We start from the raw sequence: 22,273 nt of genomic DNA, 5'->3' as shown, positions 1-22,273 counted from the left end.
GTGCGCCCGCGTGAGTACGTTGGCGGATATGCGCACCGAAGGTGATTCCTGGGATATCAAAACCAGTGTTGGATCCACGGCATTGTTCGTGGCGGCCGCCCGGGTGCTGGGTGGCCGCACGGCCGATGCGCCGGCGCACGATCAGTTCGCCGAGCTGTTCGTGCGGGCGGCGGGCGGGGAATGGGCCGAGCTGCTGGCGGGCCGTTTGCCCGAGCACCCGCTGCTGGCACCCGAGTTCGGGGTGCAGTTCCAGCAGCATCAGATCGCTCGCACCCGATATTTCGACGATTTCATGGCTGCCGCCACGGCCTCGGGCATCCGACAGGTGGTCATTCTGGCGGCCGGACTGGACTCCCGCGCGTACCGCCTGGCATGGCCGGACGGGACCGTCGTCTACGAGCTGGACCGGCCGCAGGTGCTCGAATTCAAGCGGGAGACGCTCACCGCGGCCGGGCACCGGCCACACGCCGAGCGGCACGAGGTGGCGGTGGATCTGCGCGAGGATTGGCCGAAGATCCTGCGCGACAATGGATTCGATCCCGCCGCGCCGACCGCGTGGCTGGTCGAGGGCCTGCTGATCTATCTCACACCGGCCGCGCAGGACCAACTCTTCGACGCCATCGTTGAGCTCAGTGCGCCCGGCAGCCGGGTCGCCATCGAGCAGATGGATCCGCTGCCCGCGGAGTCGATCGCCGAGATGACCGGGGCGGGCGAGACCGGCTCGGACTGGATGGACATGATCTACAACGAGCCCCGCAGCGACGCCACCGAATGGTTCGCCGCCCGCGGCTGGACCGGTGAGCGCGTCAACCTCACCGACTACATTCACGACCTCGGCGGGACTCCGCCCGGCAATCCGCGACAGCAGTCGCTGATCAACCTGGTCACGGTCACCCGGCCCTGACCTCGCGCGGTCCTGGTATCACAGCGGCACGCTGTCCAGGGCCGCGCGCATTTCCGCGAGCACCAGCGGAAGTTCTTCCGGGGCAGGCGATCCCAGCGCGATGCGCAGCCCGTGCGGCACGTGCGCAGTGGTGGCGAACGCCTCGGCGGTGCAGACGCGAATGCCGCGCCGGGACAGTTCGGCCGCGATCCGGTCCATGCGCTGGTCCGGATCGATGGGCAGCCACGCGAAGAAAGAGCGCGGGTGCGCAATCGGATTCCGATCGCCGAGCTCCCGGTGCAGGATGCGCTGATGCTCGTGCGCCACAACGCGACTCGCCTGTTCGAGAGCGTCGACGGTGCCGTCGGCGAGCCAGCGGGTGGCCAGGGCGCTGGTCAACCCGGGCGGACCGGCCATGGTGGCGCGCAGGGTGCGGGCCAGGGCCGGCGCGGCCACCGGCGGGTGGACCAGCATGCCGAAACGCAGTCCGGCCGCGACGCTCTTGGACAGGCTCGCTACCCAGAAGGTGCGCTCCGGGGCGATCGCCGCCAGCGGTGGCGGGGCCGGGGCGGCGAGAAACGCGTAGGCGGCGTCCTCGATCAGGAACAGGTCATGGTGGCGCGCAACGGAAACGAGCGCTCGCCGCCGGTCGCTGTCGATCACCCAACCGAGCGGATTGTGCAGGGTCGGCATCGTATAGACCGCGCGCACCGGCCTTTTCGCACACAACCGCGCCAGGGCGTCGGGATCCGGGCCGTTCCCGGCCGCCGGAACCGGTGCGAGAGTGAGCCCGTGCTCCTGGGCCAGCAGTTTGAATCCGGGGTAGGTGAGCTCGTCCACGGCGATCACATCGCCGGGCGAAAACATCGCTCGCACAATCAGATCCAGCCCATGCTGCGCTCCGGCGGTCACCACCACCCGCGCCGGATCGACCTCGATCCCCCGCCGCCCGATGAACCCGGCGACCGTCGCGCGATCGTGCGGCCGCCCGCCCGGCGGCTGCTGCCGCAGCAGGGCGTCCAGATCGCCGGAGGCCGCCAGCTCACGTAAACCCGTGCGCAGCAATTCCTCCCGACGCGGCGACAGTGGCTGGGTGAAGGCCAGATCCGCCCACACCGTCTCCACGCCCGGCCCGTACTCGGCCGCGGCCAGCCGCACCGACCGATCCCGCACGAAGCTCCCCCGCCCCGGTTCGCCGACCACCAGCCCCGCCCGCTTCAGTTCCGCGAACACCCGGGTCGCGGTGGCCACCGCGATACCATGCTCGGCGGCCAGTTGCCGATGCGTCGGCAGGCGCTGCCCCGGCGCCCAGCGCCCGTCCCGGATCTGCTTGGCAAGGGCGGCGGCGACATCGGTGTAGGTCCGCATCACCCGACTGTACCTAGGACAATTTCTTGATCGTCCTAGCGCGGCGTCCTACCGTCCGTTCCCATGACGATCGCGACCACCGAAGTGCCCGTGCTGGACTTCCTGCGCGCACAGCTCGACGGCACCGGGACCGATGGCCTGACCTGCCAATTCCGCTATCCCACCGCCATTTCCCGCACGCTTGGTATCCGGCTGGTGGCCATCGACCCCGGCCGCGCCACCGTCGAGATCGACACCGATCCCGCCCGGCACGGCAATCAGCAGGGCACCGTCCACGGCGGCCTGCTCACCGAACTGGCCGACGCCGCCATCGGTACCGCCCACTCCACCGTCGTGGGTCCCGGCGAAACGTTCACCAGCATCGATCTCCGCGCGGTCTTCCTCCGCCCGGTATGGCAGGACACGCTGCGCGCCACCGCCTTCCCAACCCACTCCGGCCGCACCATCACCCACTACCAGTGCGATATCACCCGCACGGACGGCAAGCCGGTCGCCACGGTGACCAGCATCGTCACCACCCTGCGAGGCGAGCGCTCCCACGGCCGCTGATTCGCCGGCAAGGCCGAATGGCTCCTCAAGGACCGCCTCATCGCCCTTGGCGTCGAGGACCGCGAGGGCGAGCCGTTCGCCCCGCACATCGAGGTGGACCGCAACCTCTGCACCGGGCAGAACCCCGCCTCTTCGATCCCGCTGGCCGTAGAACTGCTGGGTGCAGGCTATTTGCGTGCGCCGACGATCCGCAGCGCCAGATCCACGTAGTATTCGCCGATCTCTTCGGGCGACAGCAGTCCGCCCTCCCGGTACCAGCGCGCGAGGTCGATGCCCAGGGAGAGCAGCGCCACCGCCGCCATGCGCGGATTCGGGTTGTCGAACACGCCCGCGTCGACCCCGCGCTCGATCAGCTGCCGCATCTCGGTGTCGATGACGTGGCGGATCTCTTTGATCTCGCGCTGATGCTCGGGGCTCAACGCGGCGAGTTCGTAGTTGATGACCCGGGCGACGGTGTGCGCGCGGGCGTGGTGGATCGCGAATTCCCGGATGACCGCGACCAACTGCTCGACCGGGTCGTCCGAGGCGGCCACCGACTCCCGCATCCGCTCGAGCGTGTCCAGGTGCCCGCTGTGCGAAACCTGGTAGAGCAGCTCTTCCTTGGAGCGGTGGTGGACGTAGATGGCCGCCGTGCTCAGCCCCGCGATCGAGGTGATGTCGCGCGTGGTGGAGCCGTGGAAGCCGCGCTCGGCGAAAGCGGCGACCGCGGCGTCCAGTAGTCGGGCCCGCGTCTCGTCCGCGCGCGAGCGATCCTCTGATTCGGTCACGTGGACAGTCTTACATCAGAGCGCGAGCACCAGTTTTCCGGTGTTGCCGCCGGTGAACAGCAGATTCAGCGTCTCACCGAAATGCTCCACCCCACCCTTCACGACATGCTCCCGGCTCTTGATCCTGCCCTCGGTCAGCCACTTCGCGATGTCCGCCACCGCCTCGCCGTAGCGGTCGGCGTAGTCGAAGACCACGAAGCCGGTCATGGACGCCCGGAACACCAGCAGCGACATGTACCGCGACGGCCCGGGCCGCAGCTGGTCGTCGTTGTAGGCCGCGATCGCCCCGCACAGCACGATCCGGGCCCCGCGGCGCAGATTGGCCAGCGCCGCATCGAGAATCTCACCGCCGACATTGTCGAAGTAGATGTCGATGCCCTTGGGCGCGAGTTCCCGCAGCCGCTGCAGCACGTCCTCACCGCGGTAGTCGATCGCGCCGTCGAAACCGAATTCCTCGACGAGCAGCCGGCACTTCTCCGCTCCGCCGGCGATCCCGATGACGGTGGCGCCCTTGGCCTTCGCGATCTGGCCGACCACGCTGCCGACCGCGCCCGCCGCCGCCGAGACCACCACGGTCTCACCGGCTTTCAGCTTCCCGACCTCCAGAAGCCCGAAATACGCTGTCATGCCGGGCATTCCGAGCGCACCCAACCAGGTCGGCCCGGGCGCGACGCCCAGGTCGACGTGCTGCACGCCGCGGCCATCGCTGATCGCGTACTCGGTCACCCCGAAGGTGCCGCTCACGGTGTCGCCTACGGCGAAATCGGGGTGAGTTGATTCGACCACGGTCGCGATGTCCAGCGACCGCATCACTTCGTCCAGCCCGACCGGCGGGAGGTAGGAGCGCACGTCATTGAGCCAGCCGCGCATGGCCGGATCGAGCGAGATGAAGTCGATCTTCACCAGGATCTGCCCAGCGCCGAGCGGGGGCAGTTCCTCGGTGGTCACCTTCCAGGTGCCGACGCCGGGCAATCCGGTGGGACGCTGGGCCAGTCGTACCTGCTGTGTCTTCGTCATGGGGACTCCTCAGATCGCGCCCTGGTCGGGCTCGCCGGCGGGCAGCGGTTCGAAGACCTGGACGTCCGGCGGTGCCGCGAGGGCGTCGGCCAGGGCCGCGCCGACTTCGCGGAGAGCCGCGCCCTGGCCGTGTTCGCGCAGCGCGTCCCGGGACGCCCACTTCTCGATCATGACGAACTGCCCGGGGTTCTTGGCGTGGCGGTGCAGCGCGTAGCGCAGGCAGCCGGGTTCGGCATGCACGGCCGGAGCGGCCGCGCGCAGGGTCTTCTCGACCAGGTCTTCCTGGCCGGGCTTGGCGATCATGGTCGCGACGACGACGCAGGGATCGGCCATGGGATCCTCCTCGGAGAATGGATGGTGTCGAAACTCGTTGCGGTTACCCGCGTTTGCCCCAGTTGGGGTCGCGGCGGCGCAGCTCCCACTGCGCGATGGAACGCTTGTGCACCTCGTCCGGTCCATCGGCCAGGCGCAGGGTGCGCAGGTGGGCGTACATGCTGGCGAGCGGGAAATCGTCGGAGACGCCACCGCCGCCGTGCACCTGGATGGCGCGGTCCACCACTTTGAGCGCGACCCGCGGGGCCGCGACCTTGATCGCCGCGATCTCGGTGCGCGCGGCCTTGTTGCCGACGGTGTCCATCAGATGCGCGGCCTTGAGCGTCAGCAGGCGGGCCATATCGATCTCGATCCGCGACTCGGCGATCCAGTCCTGGACATTGGCCCGATTCGCCACCGGCTCACCGAAGGTCACGCGCGACTGTGCACGGTCGATCATCAGGTCCAGGGCGCGCTCGGCCATGCCGATGGCGCGCATGCAGTGGTGGATGCGGCCCGGGCCCAGGCGGGCCTGGCTGATCATGAATCCGTCGCCCTCACCGGCGAGCAGCGCGGTCCTGGGCACCCGCACGTTCTCGAACAGCACCTCGGCGTGACCCTCGCGGTCCTGGTAGCCGAAGACCGGCAGGCCGCGTTGCACGGTCACACCCGGGGCATCCATCGGAACCACCATCATCGACTGCTGCCGGTGCGTGGCCGCGCTGGTATCGGTCTTGCCCATGACGATGAGGACCTTGCAGTTCTTGTGCAAGGCATTGGAGGTCCACCACTTCCGGCCGTTGAGCACATAGTCGTCGCCGTCGCGGTCCATGCGCAGCTGGATATTGGTGGCGTCGGAGCTCGCGACCGCGGGCTCGGTCATGGCGAACGCGGACCGGATCTCACCGTCCAGCAGCGGGCGCAGCCACCGCTCCTTGTGCTCGGGTGTGCCGAAAAGGGTGAGCACCTCCATGTTCCCGGTGTCGGGGGCGGCACAGTTGGTGGCCTCCGGCGCGAGATGCGCACTGCGGCCCATGATTTCGGCCAGCGGCGCGTACTCCAGGTTGGTCAGGCCCGGACCCCACTCCGGATGCGGGTGGAAGAGATTCCACAACCCCCGCTTCCTGGCCTCGGTCTTGAGCTCCTCGACGATCGGCGGCTGGAAGTGCGGATCCCCGGACGCCGCCATCTGCTCCTCGTACACCGCCTCGGCCGGGTAGACGTGCTCGTCCATGAAGGCGAGTAGATCGTCCCGGTAGCGCTGGGCCCGATCGGTCATGTCGAACATGCTCACTCCTCGAAATAGTCTGTGCCGCGCAGGCGAAACTCTACTTGAACCCGGATTCAACTTCGTTTTCCGGCGGCCGAGCCGAGGTCGGCCAGTTCGGCCAGCACCGCGCGGTGCCGGCCCGGACTGCCGAGCCCGAGCTGATCGGCCTTGGCGCGCTTGAGATACAGATGCACCGGATACTCCCACGTCATGCCGATGCCACCGTGCAATTGGAGCGCTTCTTCGGCGGATGTCACCGCGACGTCCGCGCAGTAGGCCGCGGCGACCGCGGTTCCCACGGCCGCGTCGGGATCGCCCGCCGCGATCGCGCCCGCCGCGTAGCGGGCACTGGCGGCCGCCGCCTCGACCGCCACGAACAGGTCGGCGAGACGGTGTTTGAGCGCCTGGAATCCGCCCACCACGCGGCCGAATTGGCGGCGCATCTTCAGATAGCCCACGGTGGTCTCGAGGCACCATGCCGCGATACCTGCCTGCTCCGAGGCCAGCAGCGCCGCGCCGGTCTCCAGCGCCGTCCGCAGCGCGGCCGCTCCCCTGTCTGCCGGGACCACGAGCTGCCCCGGCACAGCGTCGACCACGACATCGGCCAGCGGCCGGGTCATATCGAGCGAGACCACCGGCGTCACCGCGGCCGCAGCCACCGGCACGGCGTGAATCTCGGTGCCGGAGGCGGTGTCGACCGCGGCCAGCAGCACATCGGCGTCCAGGACGCCCGCGACGCTGGTCGCGCTGCCGGACAGCCGGCCGTCGGCATCCTTCCGGAAGGACGGGACCGCGTCCGGCGAGGCGGCGGTGAAGGGCGCGAGCAGCGCGACCGTCACCGCACCGTCGGCGAGCTGCCCGACCAGGCCGGAATCGCCGGCGAGCAGCACGGTGGCGGCGATGACACTGCTGGTGAGAAACGGTACGGGCGCGACGGACCGGCCCAGTTCTTCAAGCACCACCGCCGCATCGCGAGCGGAACCGCCCGCGCCGCCACGCTCCTCGGGGACGAGCAGTCCGGCCAGCCCCAGATCCCGCGCCAGCGCCTTCCACAATCCCGGCGTCAGTGCCCGATCGCTCGCATAGGCCCGCGCGACAGCCGCCGGATCACATTGGGCCGCAAGCAGATCGCGCACCGCGTGCCGCAGCGCCGCCTCGGTGTCGGTATCGAGCAGCAGGATGTCGTCGCTCATCGGGCCAGGTCCTTCCAGGCGGTGTCCTTGTCTCCGCGCGCCTCGGCGGGCAGGCCGAGGACCCGTTCGGCGACGATATTGCGCAGGATCTCGGACGTGCCGCCCTCGATCGAATTGCCCTTGGCGCGCAGGTAGCGGTAGCCGGGCCCGCGGCCGGCGAAGTCGACGCGGTCGGGCCGCACCATCGTCCAGTCGTCATAGCGCAGGCCGTCCTCGCCGAGGATCTCCAGTTCGAGACCGGTCAGCTGCTGGTTGGACCGCGCGAAAGCCAGTTTGAGCGCGGAACTTTCGGGCCCCGGCTGACCGGCGGAGGTCCGCTGCCGCATGCGGGTGGCGGCCAGCCGCCCGGCTTCGGCCTCGACCCACAGCCGCAGCAGCCGGTCGTGCAGCTCCGGGGTGTGCCTGTCCGGATTCTCCCGCCAGGTGCGGGCGACCGCCGCGAGCACACCGCTCTCCCGCGGCACCGCGCGCCCGCCGATGGCCGCCCGCTCGTTGTTGAGGGTGGTGGTGGCGACGCGCCAGCCCTCCCCCACCCCGCCGAGGCGCTGGGCGTCGGGGATACGGACGTCGGTGAGGAAGACCTCGTTGAACTCGGCCTCGCCGGTGATCTGGCGCAGCGGCCGCACCTCGACACCCGGATGGCGCATATCGCAGATGAAGAAGGACAGGCCCGCGTGCTTGGGACGGTCCGGGTCGGTGCGCGCGAGCAGGATCGCCAGATCGGCCTTGTGGGCCACCGACGTCCACACCTTCTGCCCGTTCACGATCCAGTCCTCGCCGTCGCGGACGGCCCGGGTGCCGACCGCCGCCAGGTCCGATCCGGCGCCCGGCTCACTGAACAGCTGGCACCAGATCTGCTCGCCGGTCCACAGCGGACGCAGGTAGCGCTCCCGCTGTTCCGGGGTGCCGTGGATGGCGATGGTGGGCGCCGCCATGCCGAGGCCGATGCCGTTGAGCTCGGCCTGATTCCCCGGAGCTCCCGCCTGCTCGAACAGCTCGTCGACGAACAGCTGGAGGTCGCGCTCGGCACCGCGGCCGCCCAGCCCGACGGGGAAGTACACCCAGGCCAGGCCGGCGTCGAAGCGGGCGCGGTGGAAGGTCACCGGGTCGGTGGTAGCCGGATCATGCTCTGCCAGCAGGGATTCCACCCGCCGGCGCAGGTCGTCGCGAACCGCATCACTCATCGGTCCTGCTCCTTCGTCTCAGGGCACCAGCAGGGAGACGGCTTCGGCGACGCAGGCCGGTTTGGCGGCGCCGTCGATCTCCACGGTGACCCGGCTGACCGCCTGGAACCCCATGCTCGCCGGCGTCAGCGACACCAGTTCCACCCCGGCGCGCAGCCGCGAGCCCACCGGGACGGGGGACGGGAACCGAACCTTGTTGGCCCCGTAGTTGACTCCCATCGACAGCCCCTCGACGGTGTACACGCTCGCGGTGAGCATGGGCAGCAGCGACAGGGTGAGGAAGCCGTGCGCGATCGTCGTCCCGAACGGACCGGCGGCGGCCCGTTCCGGGTCGATGTGGATCCACTGGTGATCGCCGGTCGCGTCGGCGAACCGGTCGATCTGCTCCTGGGTCACGGTGTGCCAGTCGCTGTAGCCGAGATGGGTGCCGACTGCCTTCTCCAGTTCGGACAGCCCCTGGAATACCCGCATTGTTCGCGTCCTTCCGTTCGATTCCGTTGCGCGGCTAGTTCTTCGGCCCGCCGGCCACGTAGATGACCTGTCCCGACACGAATCCCGCGCCCTCGCTCACCAGGAACGACACCGTGTGCGCGATGTCCTCGGGCTTGCCGGAGCGGGCCACCGGGATGGTGGAGATCAGCGCCTGCCGGAAGTCGTCGAACGAGACACCCATGCGCTCGGCGGTGGCCTGGGTCATCTCGGTTTCGATGAAACCCGGCGCGACGGCATTGGCGGTGACACCGAACTTGCCGAGCTCGAAGGCGAGAGTCTTGGTGAAGCCCTGCAATCCGGCCTTGGCGGCCGAGTAGTTGGCCTGGCCGCGATTGCCCAGCGCCGAGGTGCTGGACAGGCTGACGATACGACCGAAGCCCTGCTCGATCATGTGGCGCTGGACCGCCCGCGTGCACAGGAACGCGCCGCGCAGGTGGACGCCCATGACCGCGTCCCAATCGGCGACGGTCATCTTGAACAGCAGGTTGTCGCGGAGGATGCCCGCATTGTTGACCAGCACGGTGGGTGCGCCCAATTCGGCGGCCACCCGGTCCACGGCCGCGGTCACGGTCGCCTCGTCGGACACGTCCGCGCCGACGGCGAGGGCGCGGCCGCCGGCCGCCTCGATCTCCGCGACGACCGGTTTGCAGGCCTCCTCGTCGAGATCCAGGACGGCGACGGCCATTCCGTCGTCCGCCAGTCGCCGTGCGACCGCGGCGCCGATGCCCCGGGCCGCGCCGGTCACCACCGCTACCCGCGGTGTCTGCGTGCTCACGATGTTCTCCTCTGTGGTGCGATCAGGTCGGTTCGGTCAGGCCGAGGGCGTGCAGACCACGCGCCCCACGGTCTTGCCGTCGGCGAGGCGCTGGACGCCATCGGCGATGTCCGCCAGGGCGAGTCGTTCGCTGACCAGGGGGCGAATCGCGCCCGTGACGGCCAGCCGGGTCAGCTCGCGGTGGCATTCGCCCACGGCGGCCGGGTCGTGGGCGTTGTAGAGCCCCCAGTGCAGGCCCACGATCGAATAGTTCTTGACCAGAGCGTGATTCAGTGCGGCGCTCTGGATGTCGCCGCCCGCGAAGCCGACGACCAGGATGCGGCCCTCGAAGGCGATGCACTTGGTCGAGCGGCTGTAGGTGTCGCCGCCGACCGGGTCGTAGACGACGTCGGCGCCGCGATTGTCGGTGACCAGCTTGACGACCTCGACGAAATCCTCACTCCTGCGGTCGATCACGATGTCGGCGCCGAGCGCGCGGGCGTACTCGGCCTTCTCGGGCCCACCCACCACGCCGATGACGCGGGCCCCGGCCGCTTTGCCGAGCTGGACGGCGGCACTGCCGACCCCGCCCGCGGCCGCGTGCACCAGCACGGTCTCGCCCGCCTGCAGCGCGGCACGGCGATGCAGGCCGAACCATCCGGTCTGGTAGCCGACGAACAGGGCCGCGGCCTCCGCATCGTCCAAAGCGGTTGGCGCGGAGAAGGTCTGGGCCGCCTCCAGGACCGCGTACTCGGCGAAACCGCCGTACGGCAGCGAGCTGCCGCCGAGCACGCGGTCACCGACCGCGATCCCGGTGACGTCGCTGCCCGTGGCCACGACCTCCCCGCACAGTTCGACTCCGGGCGTGAACGGCAGCGGCGGCTTCACCTGGTACAGGCCGCGGCACATGAGGACATCGGGGAAGTTCGCCGCGGCGCCGGTCACCCGCACGACCACCTGACTCGGGCCGGGTTCGGGGCGCTCCACGGTGTCGAGCCGCATCACCCGCGCCGGCTCGCCCAGTTCATGGACCCGCCAGGCCCGCATGTCCGCCACTCTAGACGCCCCCGGTCAGCGTGAGGCCGCCGTCCACCACGAGCAGCTGGCCGGTGAGCCAGGCCGCGTCCGCGGAGAGCAGGAAGGCGACCACGCTGCCGATGTCCTCGGGCACGCCCAGGCGCTTGAGCGGGTAGGCGGCGGCGATCTGCTCCTCGCGGCCCTCGTAGAGCGCGGTGGCGAACTTCGTCTTCACCACCGCCGGCGCGACGGCGTTGACCCGGATGTCCGGGCCGAGTTCGACCGCGAGCTCCTGGGTGATGTGGGTCAGCATCGCCTTGCTGGAACCGTAGAAACCGATGCCGGGCGCGGGCTTGAGCCCGGCGACCGAGGAGACGTTCACGACCGCACCGCCGTGGTCCTTCATCCACGCCCGGTAGGCGTGCTGCACCCACGACAACGCGGCAAGACAGTTGACCTCCACGATCTTTCGGGCCGCGTCGAGCGAGAGCTCCACCATCGGCCCGAACACCGGATTGATGCCGGTGTTGTTCACCAGCAGGTCGGCACTGCCGAAGGTCTCGACCGCCCGCTCGAGGGCCTCGGCCTGATGCGCGGCATCGTCGGCGCGCCCCGCCACAGCCAGCGCCTTCGACGGCCCGCCCAGCACCGCGACGGCCTCGTCGAGCGCCTCCTGCTTGCGGGCGGTGATCACGACCTTGGCGCCCTCGTCCACCAGGCGCTGCGCGATACCGAGGCCGATACCCCGGCTGGCGCCGGTGACGATGGCGGTCTTGCCTTCGAATCTGTTCACGGACAGGTCCTTTCAGGTCGCCCGTGGCCACGGCGGTCTCGCGCCGCGACCCGGGGCCGACCCCGAGCAGGGAACTTACTAAGCGCTTATTTTCTTCCGCCACCATGCGCCAAACTCCCGTCGCGGTCAATACCACCGAGGAGGTCCCATTCCTGTGATACGTCGCACATTGCCCTCGAAAGCCGAGGTCATGCAAGAGAAATCGACGCGAACTCGAACCTGGATTCAGATTCCCGGACCTTGCGACCGCTACCGCCGCGATCCACTCGGACGAGGTCGCGAGCTGTTCGGACCCGACCTGCAGGGCATTGACCACGAGCCGGCGGCGGCGCCCGCGGCCTTGAAGATGTCGGCGGTCCTGGCGTCGAGGTAGACGTCGCGTTCGAAGACTTCGCGCACCCCGGCGATGAGGGCGGCGCGGGTGCGCTCGCCGCGCCTGGTACGCGGGGGCACGCGGCGAGGCACGGCCTCGCGGTCGAGGGGTTCGGACGTCACGGCGGATCACCCACTCGGTCGCCGGGACGGCTGCCGATTGCCACCGTATCACCGCGTGTACCAGCACATATCGTCCCACGCCGACATCCTTCGGCCCGCCCGTTCACGCGGCCGCGACGGCGGGCGACCGTTATTGAAGTCGACACCGGATTCAGATATGGTCGCGCACAGGGTCGTGACATCGCTCACTCCGACCCCGTCTCATTCGATCTCTACATAACTGGATGTTCCATGACAAATGTCGCCGACCGTATCTGGCAGCACGCGTCCGAACGCCCCGACGCCATCGCGCTGCGTCACCTGGACGACACCCTCTCCTACGCCGAGCTGGCCCGCCGCAGTGCGGCCTTCGGCGGTCAGCTCACCGAATCCGGTGTCGCGGTGGGAGATCGCGTGCTGCTGGTAGCGCCGACCGTGCCGGAGTTCGTGATCGCCTACCTGGGCGCGCATCTCATCGGAGCCGTCGCCATCCCGGTGAACACCATGGCGACCGCACCCGAAATCGGTTATGTGCTCGACGATTCCGGTGCCAGGCATGTCATCGCCTGGCATCTGGCCCGCACCGCGGCCGAGCAGGCCGCCGCCGAGCGCGGCATCCCGGTGCAGGTGCTCGAACCCGGTGCGCACACCTGCCCCGCCCAGCCGACCGCCGAACCGGTCCGACGCGATCCGGACGACACCGCGATCCTGCTGTACACCTCGGGCACCACGGGCAAACCGAAGGGCGTGGAGCTCACCGTCGCCAATCTGATCGAGACCGCACGCATTTTCATCGATCAGCTGCGGCTCACGCCCGAGGAGCGCTTCGGCACCGGGCTGCCGCTGTTCCATGTGTACGGGCAGGCGGTGTGCCTGATCACCACCCTGCACGCGGGCAGTTCGTTCTCCATGGTGTCGCCGTTCGTCCCGGGAGCGATGATCGAGACGATCCGCGATCACCGGCTCACCGTGGTGTCGGGCGTGCCGACCATGTGGAATGCCATGCTGCACAGCGCCGGCGACTACGGTCCGGAGGATTTCGCGAGCCTGCGGCTGGCCTGCTCGGGTGGCGCGTCGCTGCCCGCGGAGGTGATCCGGTCCTTCACGGAACGTTTCGGCTGCACCATCCTCGAGGGCTACGGGCTCACCGAGTCCTGCGGGGCCGCGACCTACAACCCCCTGGATCGCGAGCAGCGGGCCGGGTCGGTGGGTACCACGCTGCCGGGCACGTCGATCGAGGTGCGTGATCCGGAGGGCACGGCGCTGCCCGCAGACACGGTCGGCGAGCTGTTCATGCGCGGGCCCAGCGTGATGAAGGGGTACTGGCAGCGGCCCGACGCGACGGCGGCGGATCTGTCCGGCGGCTGGCTGCGCACCGGCGATCTGGGCCGCGTCGACGCCGACGGCTACGTCTACATCGTCGACCGCGCAAAGGATCTCATCATTCGCGGCGGCTACAACGTTTATCCGCGCGAGGTCGAGGAGGTGCTCTACGAGCATCCCGGGATTGTCGAGGTGGCGGTGATCGGCCTGCCCGACGACCACTACGGCGAGGAGGTGGGCGCGGTGGTGGCCACCGCGCCCGGCGTCCAACTCGATCCCGGAGAGCTGCGCGCCTGGGCCAAGGAGCGCCTGTCCGCCTACAAGGTGCCGCACCGCTTCGCCTTCACCGACCAGCTGCCCAAGGGCGCGACGGGCAAGATCCTCAAGCGCGCCATCGACCCGAACCTGTTCACAGACAAGGCATCCCGATGACCATCGTCCCCACCGTCACCGGCACCGTCGATTCCAGCGAGCTGGGCCGGGTGCTGGTGCACGAGCACGTCTTCGTGCTCGGCGAGGAGTACCGGCAGAACTACGGCGACTGGGATGAGCAGGCCCGCGTCGACGACGCCGTGAAGCAGCTCGACGAGCTGAAATCGCTGGGCATCGACACCATCCTGGACCCGACCGTGCTGGGGCTGGGCCGCTATATCCCCCGTATTCAGCAGATCGCGGCCCGCACCGAGCTGAATATCGTCGTCGCCACCGGCATCTACACCTACAACGATCTGCCGTTCCAATTCCATTACAACGGACCGGGTTTGATGATGGACATTCCCGAGCCGATGGTGGAGCTGTTCGTCGAGGACCTCACCGAGGGCATCGCCGGGACCGGGGTGCGCGCGGGATTCCTCAAGTGCGCCATCGAGGAACCCGGACTGACGCCGGGTGTGGAACGGGTGATGCGCGCGGTCGGTCAGGCGGCGGTGCGGACGGGCGCGCCGATCACCGTGCACACCAACCCGCACACCCGTTCCGGGCTGGTGGCCCAGCGGGTGCTACGAGAGGAGGGCGCGGACCTGACCCGTGTGGTGATCGGCCACTCGGGTGACTCCACCGATCTGGACTATCTCACCGAATTGGCCGATGCGGGTTCCTATCTCGGCATGGACCGCTTCGGCGTCGACGTCCTGCTGCCCTTCGAGGACCGCGTGAACACCATCGTGGAACTCGTCCACCGCGGCTACCGCGACAAGATCGTCATCGCCCACGACGCCGCCTGTTTCATGGACTGGTTCGACCCGGCCGCCAAGGTCCAGATCGCGCCGAAGTGGAACTACCGCCACATCAGCGAGGACGTCCTCCCCGCGCTTCTCGCCAAGGGCCTCACCGAGGACGATATCGACGCCATCCTGGTGCGGAACCCGCGCCGCTACTTCGAGAAATGACAGTGCGCGCCGCCGCGGGGGATCCCCGCGGTGGCGCGCAATCCCTCCGGTGTCAGTCGGGGACGACGATGGCGAGTTCACCGGCGGCGTAGCGGGCGCGCAGCACCTTCTTGTCGAACTTGCCGACGCTGGTCTTGGGCACCTCGGAGACGAACGTCCAGCGTTCGGGGAGCTGCCATTTCGCGATCTTGCCGGACAGGAACGCGCGGAGCGCACCGGCATCGGGTTCGGCTCCGGCGCGCAGTGTGGCGGCCACGACGGGGCGCTCGTCCCACTTCTCGTCCGGCACACCGAAAACGGCGGCCTCGGCGATATCGGGGTGCGCCATGAGCGCGTTCTCCAGATCGACCGAAGAGATCCATTCACCGCCGGATTTGATGATGTCCTTGGCCCGGTCGACCAGGGTGAGGTAGCCGTCGGCGCTGATGGTGCCGACGTCGCCGGTGCGCAGCCAGCCGTCGCGGAAGGCGTCGGCGCCGATTCCCGCGGCATCCGGCGAGTAGTAGGAGGCGGTGACCCACGGGCCGCGAACCTCCAGCTCTCCCACCGCTTTTCCGTCGCGGGGCAGCTCGGCGCCATCGTCTCCGATGAGCCGTGCCTGTACCGGGGCCGGGATGCGGCCCTGGGTGATCCGGTAGGCGAAGGCGGCCTCGCCGTCGAGGCCCGCGGGTGGCCAGGCCAGCGCGCCCAGCGGGGAGGTCTCGGTCATCCCCCACGCCTGGATGATGCGCACGCCGTGCCGTTCCTCGAAGGCGCGCATCAGCTGCGGCGGCACCGCGGCACCGCCGACCACGACCGCCCGCAGATGGGTCAGGTCCTGCGGCTGCGCGTCGACGGCTGCCAGCACGCCGTTCCACACCGTCGGCACGGCCGCGGCGAAACTCGGCCGCTCGGCGGCCATGAGCGCCAGTAGCGGCTCCGGCTGCAGGAAGCGGTCGGGCATCACCAGCGACGCCCCGGCCATGAGCGCGGCATAGGGCAGACCCCAGGCGTTGGCGTGGAACATGGGCACGATGGCCAGCATCCGGTCACCGGCGCGCACGCCCATGGCATCGGTGGTGCAGGCCTGCATGGAGTGCAGCCAGTTCGAACGATGGGAGTAGACAACACCTTTCGGGTCCCCGGTGGTGCCGGAGGTGTAGCACATGGCGGCGGCCGAGCGCTCGTCGAGGACCGGGAAGTCGAAGGTGCCCGGATACTGCGCCAGCAGGGTGTCGAACCGATGGACGGTAACGCCCTCGGGTGCGGGCAGCGCCGAGGCGTCACCGTTGGCGACGATGACGTGGCGCACGGTGCGCAGGGTCGGCAGTACCGGCGCGAACACCGGGATCAGGGAGGCGTCGACGATCACGACACGGTCCGCCGCGTGGTCGGTCACGAAGGTGAGCTGTTCGGGGAACAACCGGATATTGATGGTGTGCAATACCGCCCCCATCGCGGGCACCGCACAGTAGGCGATGAGGTGCTCGTTGTTGTTCCACATGAAGGTGCCGACGCGATCCCCGCGGCCGATGCCCAGCGCGGTCAGGGCGTGGGCGAGCCGGGCCGCCTGCTCCCCCAGTTCACGGTAGGTCAGGACGCGGGATTCGGTGCCGGTCCAGGTGCGGACGGTGGCATCGGCGTGCACCGTGCTCGCATAGCGCAGCAGGGTGGCCAGGGACAGCGGTTCGTCCTGCATGGTGCTGAGCATCGGCAGGTCGAGCTCGTCGTAAGTCATTGTGCAGATGTCTTTCTCGGGTACGGCCCGGGTGAACCGGGCCGGGCGCGGACGTGGCGCGCCCGGCCCGGTTCGCTGCGCTCAGCCGCGCAGCGCGGAGGCGAAGATGCCCGGCAGTGCGGCGGCGCCGGGTCGCTTCGCGAAGTCGGTCAGTCGCCGCAGGGTGGTGGCGCCGGTGCGATTGGTGACGAACCACGGCGGTTTCGGGGAGAGCGCGAACTCGCCGCGGAGCAGCGATCGCGGGGCGGGGCGGAAGGGGCCGCGGACCACGGTGCGCTCCGGATCGGCGATCAGCAACCCGTTGTGTACCACGCCGATTCCGCTCTGGATGTCGGCGAGGGTGTGCCCGGGGAAGGCGCCCCACGAGGCGCGGGCGGTCAGGTAGCCGAGACCGGTCCAGGCGTTGATGGCGACGGTGCCGTACCGCAGGTCGGCGATGGCCCGGTCGAAGCGCTCACCCAGCCGGTCGATGGTGGCGGGGTCGGCGATGATGTTGACGCCGAGGGTGCCCTCGAACTCCTCGTTGGACGCACGCACCGCCTGCGTGAGGAATTCCGCTGCGTCGCCGCCCAATTCGAGCACGCCCAGCACCGGGGCGAAATACTCGGTGTGCAGCGCGGTTTCGGCCCGGTCCGGCGCCAGCCCGGTGATGAGGGTGCGCGCGCCGATCCGCTCGGCGTCGGGATAGGAGGTGCGCGCGCCGTCGACGCGGGCGGCCGAGCCCGGGTAGTAGTCCGGACGCTGCGGAGCCCGCTCGAGCGCGGCACGCAGTTCAGCGAGGAACCGGTCCTTCTGGGGCCAGTCCGCGGAGATCACCGCGACCTGCGCGGCGACGCAGTTGTAGCCGTTGTTGTGCAGGCGCTGGGTGGCCAGGTGCTCGGCCTGGAACCGCAGGTCGGCGTCGGACCAGCGGCCAGGGATCACGATGGTGGGTGAGACGCCGCCCAGTTCACTGGTGATGGGCTTGTCCAGTTTCGGTGTGCCGGCGGCCTTGTTCCGCGCGCCCTCCTCACCGGTGCCGAACACGATGGCGTCGTGGGTGAGCGCGCTGCCGGTCATGTGCACCGCGTCCACGCCGGCGTGGTGCACCAGTGCCGTGCCGACCTCGGGGCCGCCGGTGAGCAGGCGCACGAAGCCGCGCTCGATCAGGGGAGCGAAGATCTTCTCCAGCACCGGCAGCAGCGGATCGGTGATCGGATTCAGCTTGAGCGCCACCACCCGGTTGTCGGCGTAGAGCTGGTAGAGCACGTCCAGCGGCGCGATCGAGAAGATATTGCCCGCGCCGAGGACCACGCCCACACCGCCGGTCTCGGCAGGGGTGAGCTGCCCCAGACCGGCTCGGGCGCGGACGGTTTCGGCGTCGACGCCGGGCCTGGTCCAGACCTCCGCGCGGAATCCGTTGAGCAACAGCCAATCGAAGACGCCGTGCGGGAAGACGTCGACCGCGGTGCGGCCGCCGGGGGCGGCGTGGATCGGGTAGCCGTCGACCGGACTGCGGCCCTGCTCCAGTGCCAGCAGCGATTCCGCGAGCGCGGCCGCGCCGGTGAGCAGCGAGTAGGGGCCGCTCACCCATTCCTCGCCGAGCAGCGGCGAGTCCAGGGGCAGCTTCTTGATGCGGGCGGCGGTCTCGACCCACTCCCGCGCGTAGCGTGCGGTATTGGCGTGAATCTGGTCGAGCAGCTGCCGCCGTGCGGGCAGCGCGGTTCGGCCCCAGTCGATTTCGCCCTGCCGTAGTGCGGAGACGGCGGCGTCGATGCTCGCCGCGGCGGTGGTCGTCACGATGCGCTTCCTTCCGAGTCGGCGTCCTCGGCGAGCATGACGGCGGCCTTCTCGCCGATCATGATCGTGGGCGCGTTGGTATTGCCCCGTACCACCGACGGCATGACCGAGGCATCGGCGACGCGCAGGCCCGCAACGCCCAGTACGCGCAGGCGCGGGTCCACGACCGAGCCGATGGCGCAGGTAGAGGTGGGGTGGTAGAGGGTCTGGGCGGTGCGGGCCGCGAAGTCGAGCAGCTCGGCATCGGAATCACCAGCGGGAGTGAGGAATTCGCCGGTGGTGAGCTCGCGCAGCGCGGGTTGGTCGGCAATGTCGAGGGCGCTGCGCAGTCCGGCGATGATGCTCGCGCGGTCGGCCTCGGTGTCGAGGTAGTTGTGGCGGATGCGCGGCGCGGTGGCCGGGTCCGCCGAGCGCAGGGTCAGTTCGCCGCGGCTGGTCGGGTTGATCAGGCAGGGGCCGAACGCGTAGCCGTGCTCGGTCGCGGCGCCCATGCCCTCACCGTGGAAGAGAACCGGGGCCTGGTGGAACTGGATGTCCGGGCCCGCCAGTCCGGTACGGGTTTCGAGGAAGCCGCCGGTCTCACCGATATTCGAGGTCAGCGGGCCGCGGCCGGATTCCTGAAGCAGGCCCAGGTTCTCGGGCGTGAGCGCGGTCATCAGGGATTCGCGGTCGGTGCGGTAATTGAGGAACACCGACAGGTGGTCCTGGAGGTTCTGCCCGACCGGCAGATCGCGAACGGTCTCGATGCCGAAGGCCGCCAGCTGTTCGGCCGGGCCGATGCCGGACAGCAACAACAGCTGCGCGGAGCCGTAAGCGCCTGCGGCCAGCACGATTTCACGCCGGGCCCGAATGGTCTCGGTGCTGCCGCCGCGGCCGATCACCACACCGGTGGCCCGGCCGTTCTCGATGACGATCCGGTGCGCGAGGGCATCGGTGATGACCGTCAGGTTCTCCCGCTCCAGCGCCGGGTGCAGGTAGGCGACCGCGGCACTGCATCGCATGCCGTTGCGCTGGGTCACCTGGTAGCGGCCGACGCCGAGCTGGGTGACGCCGTTGAAATCGTCGTTGCGGGTGTGCCCGGCCTGTTCGGCGGCACGCAGGAATGCTTCGCCCAGTGGATGATTCGACCGGCTGTCACTGACCGACAGCGGCCCGCCCACACCGTGGTAGGCGTCCTTGCCGCGCTCGTTGTCCTCGGCCTGCACGAAGTACGGCAGCACCTCGTCGTAGCTCCACCCGTCCGCGCCGGCCGCGGCCCACGCGTCGTAGTCCGCGCGGGCGCCACGGATGTAGATCATGGCGTTCATGGAGCTGGATCCGCCCAGGACGCGGCCGCGCGGCAGGTAGGCGCGGCGGCTGTGCAGCCGGGGTTCGGGTTCCGTGTCGTAGTCCCAGTCCAGCGGGCTCTTGAACAGGGACGGGAAGGCGACCGGCAGGTGGATCTCCTCGGCGGTGTCCCGCGGCCCGGCCTCGATCACGGCCACCCGGATCGCCGGATCCTCGGACAATCGACTGGCCAGCACGGATCCTGCGGACCCCGCGCCTACGACGATGTAGTCGTACACGGTCGGCACCTCTCTCCACCTCATCGATCGACCCGGGTCCGCTATGACCCGGGTCACTGTCGCTGTCGGTGTCGATACTGCGGGTCAGGTGCATCCGCCCACCATGTGCGCGGGTTTGCCGATGCCGCCCGGCCGACTGTGCTGGAGCACAGTAGGCGTCGAGAGCAAGTGCCTACTATCGAATCCATGACAGCGCTCACCGGCCCGCCGCGCAACGGCTCCACCGCAGTGCCGCCGACCGGTTCGACCGTGGTAGCACCGAGCGGTTCGACCGCGGTAGCGCGCACCCTGCTCGTCGAGGTCGACGACCTCACCACCGAACTCGTCGGCCGCATCCTCACCGGCGAGAACGCCTACGCGGAGGCCGCCCTCACCGAGGCGCAGCTGCACCTCGTCGTCCGCGACAATCTGGCCGCCCTGCTCGAACAACTCTCCGGGAGCGCCGGGCGGCGGCTGCAACCGGCGACCGTGGTGGGCCGGGTCAAGGCGGAACTGGGCGTGCCGATCGCGGCGGTGCTGCACGCGTACCGGCTGGCGGGACGGCTGCTGTGGGAACGCGCGCTCGTCACGGCGCGGGGGACGAATCTGGACGCGCTGCCGCAGCTCGGCTCGGAGATGTGGCGGCTCCTCGACGACTATTCCGGAGCCGCCGCCGACGCGTACGCCGACTACCTCACCGAGCGGGTCCGCCGCCACGACGTGGAGCGTCGCGCCATGCTGCGGCGGCTGTTCGACGGCGAGGCGGACGATCCCACCCAGCGCGACATCGCCCGGGCCCTGCACCTGCCGCCACTGGGCAGTTTCGTCGTCGTGCACGCCGAAACCGATTCCGGCGCAATCGAACCGCTGTTCGGGATCGAGGATCGGCTGCGGGCCGACTTCGTCGAGTCGATCTGGCTCACCGAGCCGGGCGCGCGGATCGGGCTGCTCAATGTGGCCACCGCACGCTCGCACGAACGGGTGCTGTCGCGCCTGCGCGCCCATGCGACCGGGCGAATCGGGGTGAGCCGTCCCTTCCCGACGCCGGGATCCGCGGGGACCGCCCTGCGCGAGGCCGAACTCGCGGGGCGGTGCGCGCCACCCGGCAGCCCGACCGTGACCGCGTACGGCAGCACGCCGATCCCCCTCGTCCTCGCGCATGCGCCCACGGCGTCCCGGGAATTGGCGGACGATGTCCTGGGCCCGGTACTCGAACTGCCGCCGGAGGAACGCGACACCCTCCTCGACACCCTCGAGCTGTGGTTCGAATGCGGTGGCTCCAATACCGAAGTGGCGCAACGGCTCCACTACCACCGCAACACCATTCACTACCGGCTGCGGCGGATCGAGACGCTGACCGATCGCCGGTGCTCGGACCCGAAAGCCGCCGCCGAGCTGTACATAGCCTTGCATGCCGCGCGGCTCGCCGGATTCGATCCGGCCTGAGCCGCAACCGGGTTCAGCGTCCGGATCACCCGACTTCCTCGCCCAGCTGCGCCGCGAACTCGACGAACCGACCCAGGAACTGCCGGGGATCACCGTCGACACCCGGCACCCGGCACCCGGCGTATCAGCCCGGCCCCGCCGCCGCGCTGATGCCGGGCGTCACGGCGCCAGCGGGAGTCGATCGGGCGTGCGGGCTACCGGCCGTCCCGCGGCACGGACCAGCTCACCGATCCGGATCGCATCGCGGACGGCCGCGCCACCGGCATCGTTGTTGAAGAAGACATAGGCGTCGAGATTCCGATCCCACGTGTCCTCGATGCGCCGGACCCATTCGGCCAGAACGCGTTCCGGGTAGCGAGGCGCGGACCGGCCGCGACCTTCATGGAAACGGACGTAGGCCCAGTCGGCCGTGCGCCACAGCGGCGTGATCGGCCGCCCGAGCCGGTCGGCCCAGCACAGTGCCGCACGGTGCGCTTCGAGCACGGCCCGGACCCGGTCGTCCCACCAGCTCTCGTGGCGCGGCTCGACCGCCACGCGCAGCTCGGCGGGGATCAGCCCGAGCACCCGGTCGAGCCGCTCGGGTTCGGCGGGCAGGGTGGGCGGCAGCTGAATCAGTATCGGCCCCAACCGATTCCCCAGTCCGCGCGCCGCATCGATCATCCGCTCCAGCGGGACTTCGACGTCCCGCAGCCGGCGATAGTGGGTGATCACCTGACTGGCCTTCACCGCCATCACGAAATCCTCCGGCGTCCGCCCGTGCCATCCCTCGAAGGTCGTCCGCGCCACCGGCCGATAGAAGGCCGCGTTCAACTCCACGGCCCCGAACGCCCGCGCGTACACCTCGAGCCACCGCCGCTGCCCGAGCCCTCGCGGGTACACCAGCTCCCGCCAGTCGGCGTACTGCCACCCCGATGTCCCGACGAACATCGTCACGGCTCGCCACCCCGGCCGCGCATCACGAGAGCAAACCTCCGGAGGCCATACCCCACTGTCCCACTACCGG

21 protein-coding genes are annotated in these 22,273 nt (G+C 69.7%); 5 read left to right on the top strand and 16 right to left on the bottom strand.

Going from position 1 to position 22,273, the window contains the following annotated elements; all coding sequences use genetic code 11:
* Positions 1 to 28 precede the first annotated feature (28 nt).
* Complete coding sequence (locus ABZ909_RS33480) at positions 29 to 904, top strand: class I SAM-dependent methyltransferase (RefSeq protein WP_357007791.1); 876 nt, start codon at positions 29 to 31, stop codon at positions 902 to 904.
* 18 nt (positions 905 to 922) lie between these two features.
* On the opposite strand, the gene ABZ909_RS33475 is transcribed toward ABZ909_RS33480, so the two are convergent.
* Positions 923 to 2,251, bottom strand: coding sequence for a PLP-dependent aminotransferase family protein (locus ABZ909_RS33475; RefSeq protein WP_357007788.1), 1,329 nt, complete (start codon positions 2,249 to 2,251; stop codon positions 923 to 925).
* Between the two features lie 63 nt (positions 2,252 to 2,314).
* On the opposite strand from ABZ909_RS33475, the gene ABZ909_RS33470 reads away from it, so the two are divergent.
* On the top strand, positions 2,315 to 2,800 hold the full coding sequence (locus ABZ909_RS33470; protein WP_357007786.1) for a PaaI family thioesterase: 486 nt from the start codon (positions 2,315 to 2,317) through the stop codon (positions 2,798 to 2,800).
* 167 nt (positions 2,801 to 2,967) lie between these two features.
* On the opposite strand, the gene ABZ909_RS33465 is transcribed toward ABZ909_RS33470, so the two are convergent.
* The 11 genes from ABZ909_RS33465 to ABZ909_RS33415 form a co-directional block, all read right to left on the bottom strand.
* A complete protein-coding gene (locus ABZ909_RS33465; RefSeq protein ID WP_357007783.1) occupies positions 2,968 to 3,567 on the bottom strand; it encodes a TetR/AcrR family transcriptional regulator in 600 nt (199 codons plus the stop codon).
* Positions 3,568 to 3,582: 15 nt separating this feature from the next.
* The gene (locus tag ABZ909_RS33460; RefSeq protein ID WP_357007780.1) at positions 3,583 to 4,584 is read right to left on the bottom strand and encodes an NADP-dependent oxidoreductase; all 1,002 of its coding nucleotides are present in this window, start codon (positions 4,582 to 4,584) and stop codon (positions 3,583 to 3,585) included.
* A gap of 9 nt (positions 4,585 to 4,593) precedes the next feature.
* A complete protein-coding gene (locus ABZ909_RS33455; RefSeq protein WP_357007778.1) occupies positions 4,594 to 4,917 on the bottom strand; it encodes a putative quinol monooxygenase in 324 nt (107 codons plus the stop codon).
* Between the two features lie 43 nt (positions 4,918 to 4,960).
* Positions 4,961 to 6,190, bottom strand: coding sequence for an acyl-CoA dehydrogenase family protein (locus ABZ909_RS33450; RefSeq protein ID WP_357007775.1), 1,230 nt, complete (start codon positions 6,188 to 6,190; stop codon positions 4,961 to 4,963).
* 50 nt (positions 6,191 to 6,240) lie between these two features.
* Positions 6,241 to 7,359 carry an acyl-CoA dehydrogenase family protein gene (locus ABZ909_RS33445; RefSeq protein WP_357007772.1) on the bottom strand — a complete coding sequence of 373 codons (1,119 nt, stop codon included), beginning with the start codon at positions 7,357 to 7,359 and terminating at the stop codon, positions 6,241 to 6,243.
* A complete protein-coding gene (locus ABZ909_RS33440; RefSeq protein WP_357007769.1) occupies positions 7,356 to 8,543 on the bottom strand; it encodes an acyl-CoA dehydrogenase family protein in 1,188 nt (395 codons plus the stop codon). Before ABZ909_RS33440 ends, ABZ909_RS33445 begins: the two co-directional genes overlap by 4 nt.
* A gap of 18 nt (positions 8,544 to 8,561) precedes the next feature.
* Positions 8,562 to 9,014 (bottom strand): MaoC family dehydratase, encoded by a 453-nt coding sequence (locus ABZ909_RS33435; RefSeq protein WP_357007766.1) that lies wholly within the window; start codon positions 9,012 to 9,014, stop codon positions 8,562 to 8,564.
* Between the two features lie 34 nt (positions 9,015 to 9,048).
* Positions 9,049 to 9,810: a 3-oxoacyl-ACP reductase FabG gene (gene fabG / locus ABZ909_RS33430; protein ID WP_357007763.1), complete on the bottom strand. Its 762-nt coding sequence runs from the start codon at positions 9,808 to 9,810 to the stop codon at positions 9,049 to 9,051.
* A gap of 36 nt (positions 9,811 to 9,846) precedes the next feature.
* Positions 9,847 to 10,836 (bottom strand): NADPH:quinone oxidoreductase family protein, encoded by a 990-nt coding sequence (locus ABZ909_RS33425; protein ID WP_357007760.1) that lies wholly within the window; start codon positions 10,834 to 10,836, stop codon positions 9,847 to 9,849.
* 10 nt (positions 10,837 to 10,846) lie between these two features.
* Positions 10,847 to 11,599: an SDR family oxidoreductase gene (locus ABZ909_RS33420; protein ID WP_357007758.1), complete on the bottom strand. Its 753-nt coding sequence runs from the start codon at positions 11,597 to 11,599 to the stop codon at positions 10,847 to 10,849.
* Between the two features lie 249 nt (positions 11,600 to 11,848).
* Positions 11,849 to 12,094 carry a hypothetical protein gene (locus ABZ909_RS33415; protein WP_357007755.1) on the bottom strand — a complete coding sequence of 82 codons (246 nt, stop codon included), beginning with the start codon at positions 12,092 to 12,094 and terminating at the stop codon, positions 11,849 to 11,851.
* A gap of 231 nt (positions 12,095 to 12,325) precedes the next feature.
* Between ABZ909_RS33415 and ABZ909_RS33410 the strand changes: the two genes are divergently transcribed.
* Both ABZ909_RS33410 and ABZ909_RS33405 read left to right on the top strand, forming a co-directional pair.
* On the top strand, positions 12,326 to 13,828 hold the full coding sequence (locus tag ABZ909_RS33410; protein ID WP_357007752.1) for a long-chain fatty acid--CoA ligase: 1,503 nt from the start codon (positions 12,326 to 12,328) through the stop codon (positions 13,826 to 13,828).
* Positions 13,825 to 14,784 (top strand): phosphotriesterase-related protein, encoded by a 960-nt coding sequence (locus ABZ909_RS33405; protein ID WP_357007749.1) that lies wholly within the window; start codon positions 13,825 to 13,827, stop codon positions 14,782 to 14,784. The genes ABZ909_RS33410 and ABZ909_RS33405 overlap by 4 nt, the downstream gene beginning before the upstream one ends.
* Before the next feature lie 52 nt (positions 14,785 to 14,836).
* On the opposite strand, the gene ABZ909_RS33400 is transcribed toward ABZ909_RS33405, so the two are convergent.
* From ABZ909_RS33400 to ABZ909_RS33390, 3 genes are all read right to left on the bottom strand, one after another.
* Positions 14,837 to 16,474 (bottom strand): long-chain fatty acid--CoA ligase, encoded by a 1,638-nt coding sequence (locus ABZ909_RS33400; protein WP_357007951.1) that lies wholly within the window; start codon positions 16,472 to 16,474, stop codon positions 14,837 to 14,839.
* A gap of 108 nt (positions 16,475 to 16,582) precedes the next feature.
* On the bottom strand, positions 16,583 to 18,280 hold the full coding sequence (locus ABZ909_RS33395; protein WP_357007746.1) for an aldehyde dehydrogenase family protein: 1,698 nt from the start codon (positions 18,278 to 18,280) through the stop codon (positions 16,583 to 16,585).
* On the bottom strand, positions 18,277 to 19,854 hold the full coding sequence (locus ABZ909_RS33390; RefSeq protein ID WP_357007743.1) for a GMC family oxidoreductase N-terminal domain-containing protein: 1,578 nt from the start codon (positions 19,852 to 19,854) through the stop codon (positions 18,277 to 18,279). Before ABZ909_RS33390 ends, ABZ909_RS33395 begins: the two co-directional genes overlap by 4 nt.
* A gap of 177 nt (positions 19,855 to 20,031) precedes the next feature.
* On the opposite strand from ABZ909_RS33390, the gene ABZ909_RS33385 reads away from it, so the two are divergent.
* Positions 20,032 to 21,270 (top strand): helix-turn-helix domain-containing protein, encoded by a 1,239-nt coding sequence (locus tag ABZ909_RS33385; RefSeq protein ID WP_357007740.1) that lies wholly within the window; start codon positions 20,032 to 20,034, stop codon positions 21,268 to 21,270.
* A gap of 159 nt (positions 21,271 to 21,429) precedes the next feature.
* On the opposite strand, the gene ABZ909_RS33380 is transcribed toward ABZ909_RS33385, so the two are convergent.
* Positions 21,430 to 22,197: a DUF72 domain-containing protein gene (locus ABZ909_RS33380; protein ID WP_357007949.1), complete on the bottom strand. Its 768-nt coding sequence runs from the start codon at positions 22,195 to 22,197 to the stop codon at positions 21,430 to 21,432.
* Positions 22,198 to 22,273: the final 76 nt, after the last annotated feature.

Origin of the sequence: Nocardia sp. NPDC046763 (genome assembly GCF_040645495.1) — a bacterium.
GTDB lineage: Bacteria > Actinomycetota > Actinomycetes > Mycobacteriales > Mycobacteriaceae > Nocardia.
Note: the sequence above shows the minus strand (reverse complement) of the source record. Positions and strands in the feature narration are given on the sequence as shown.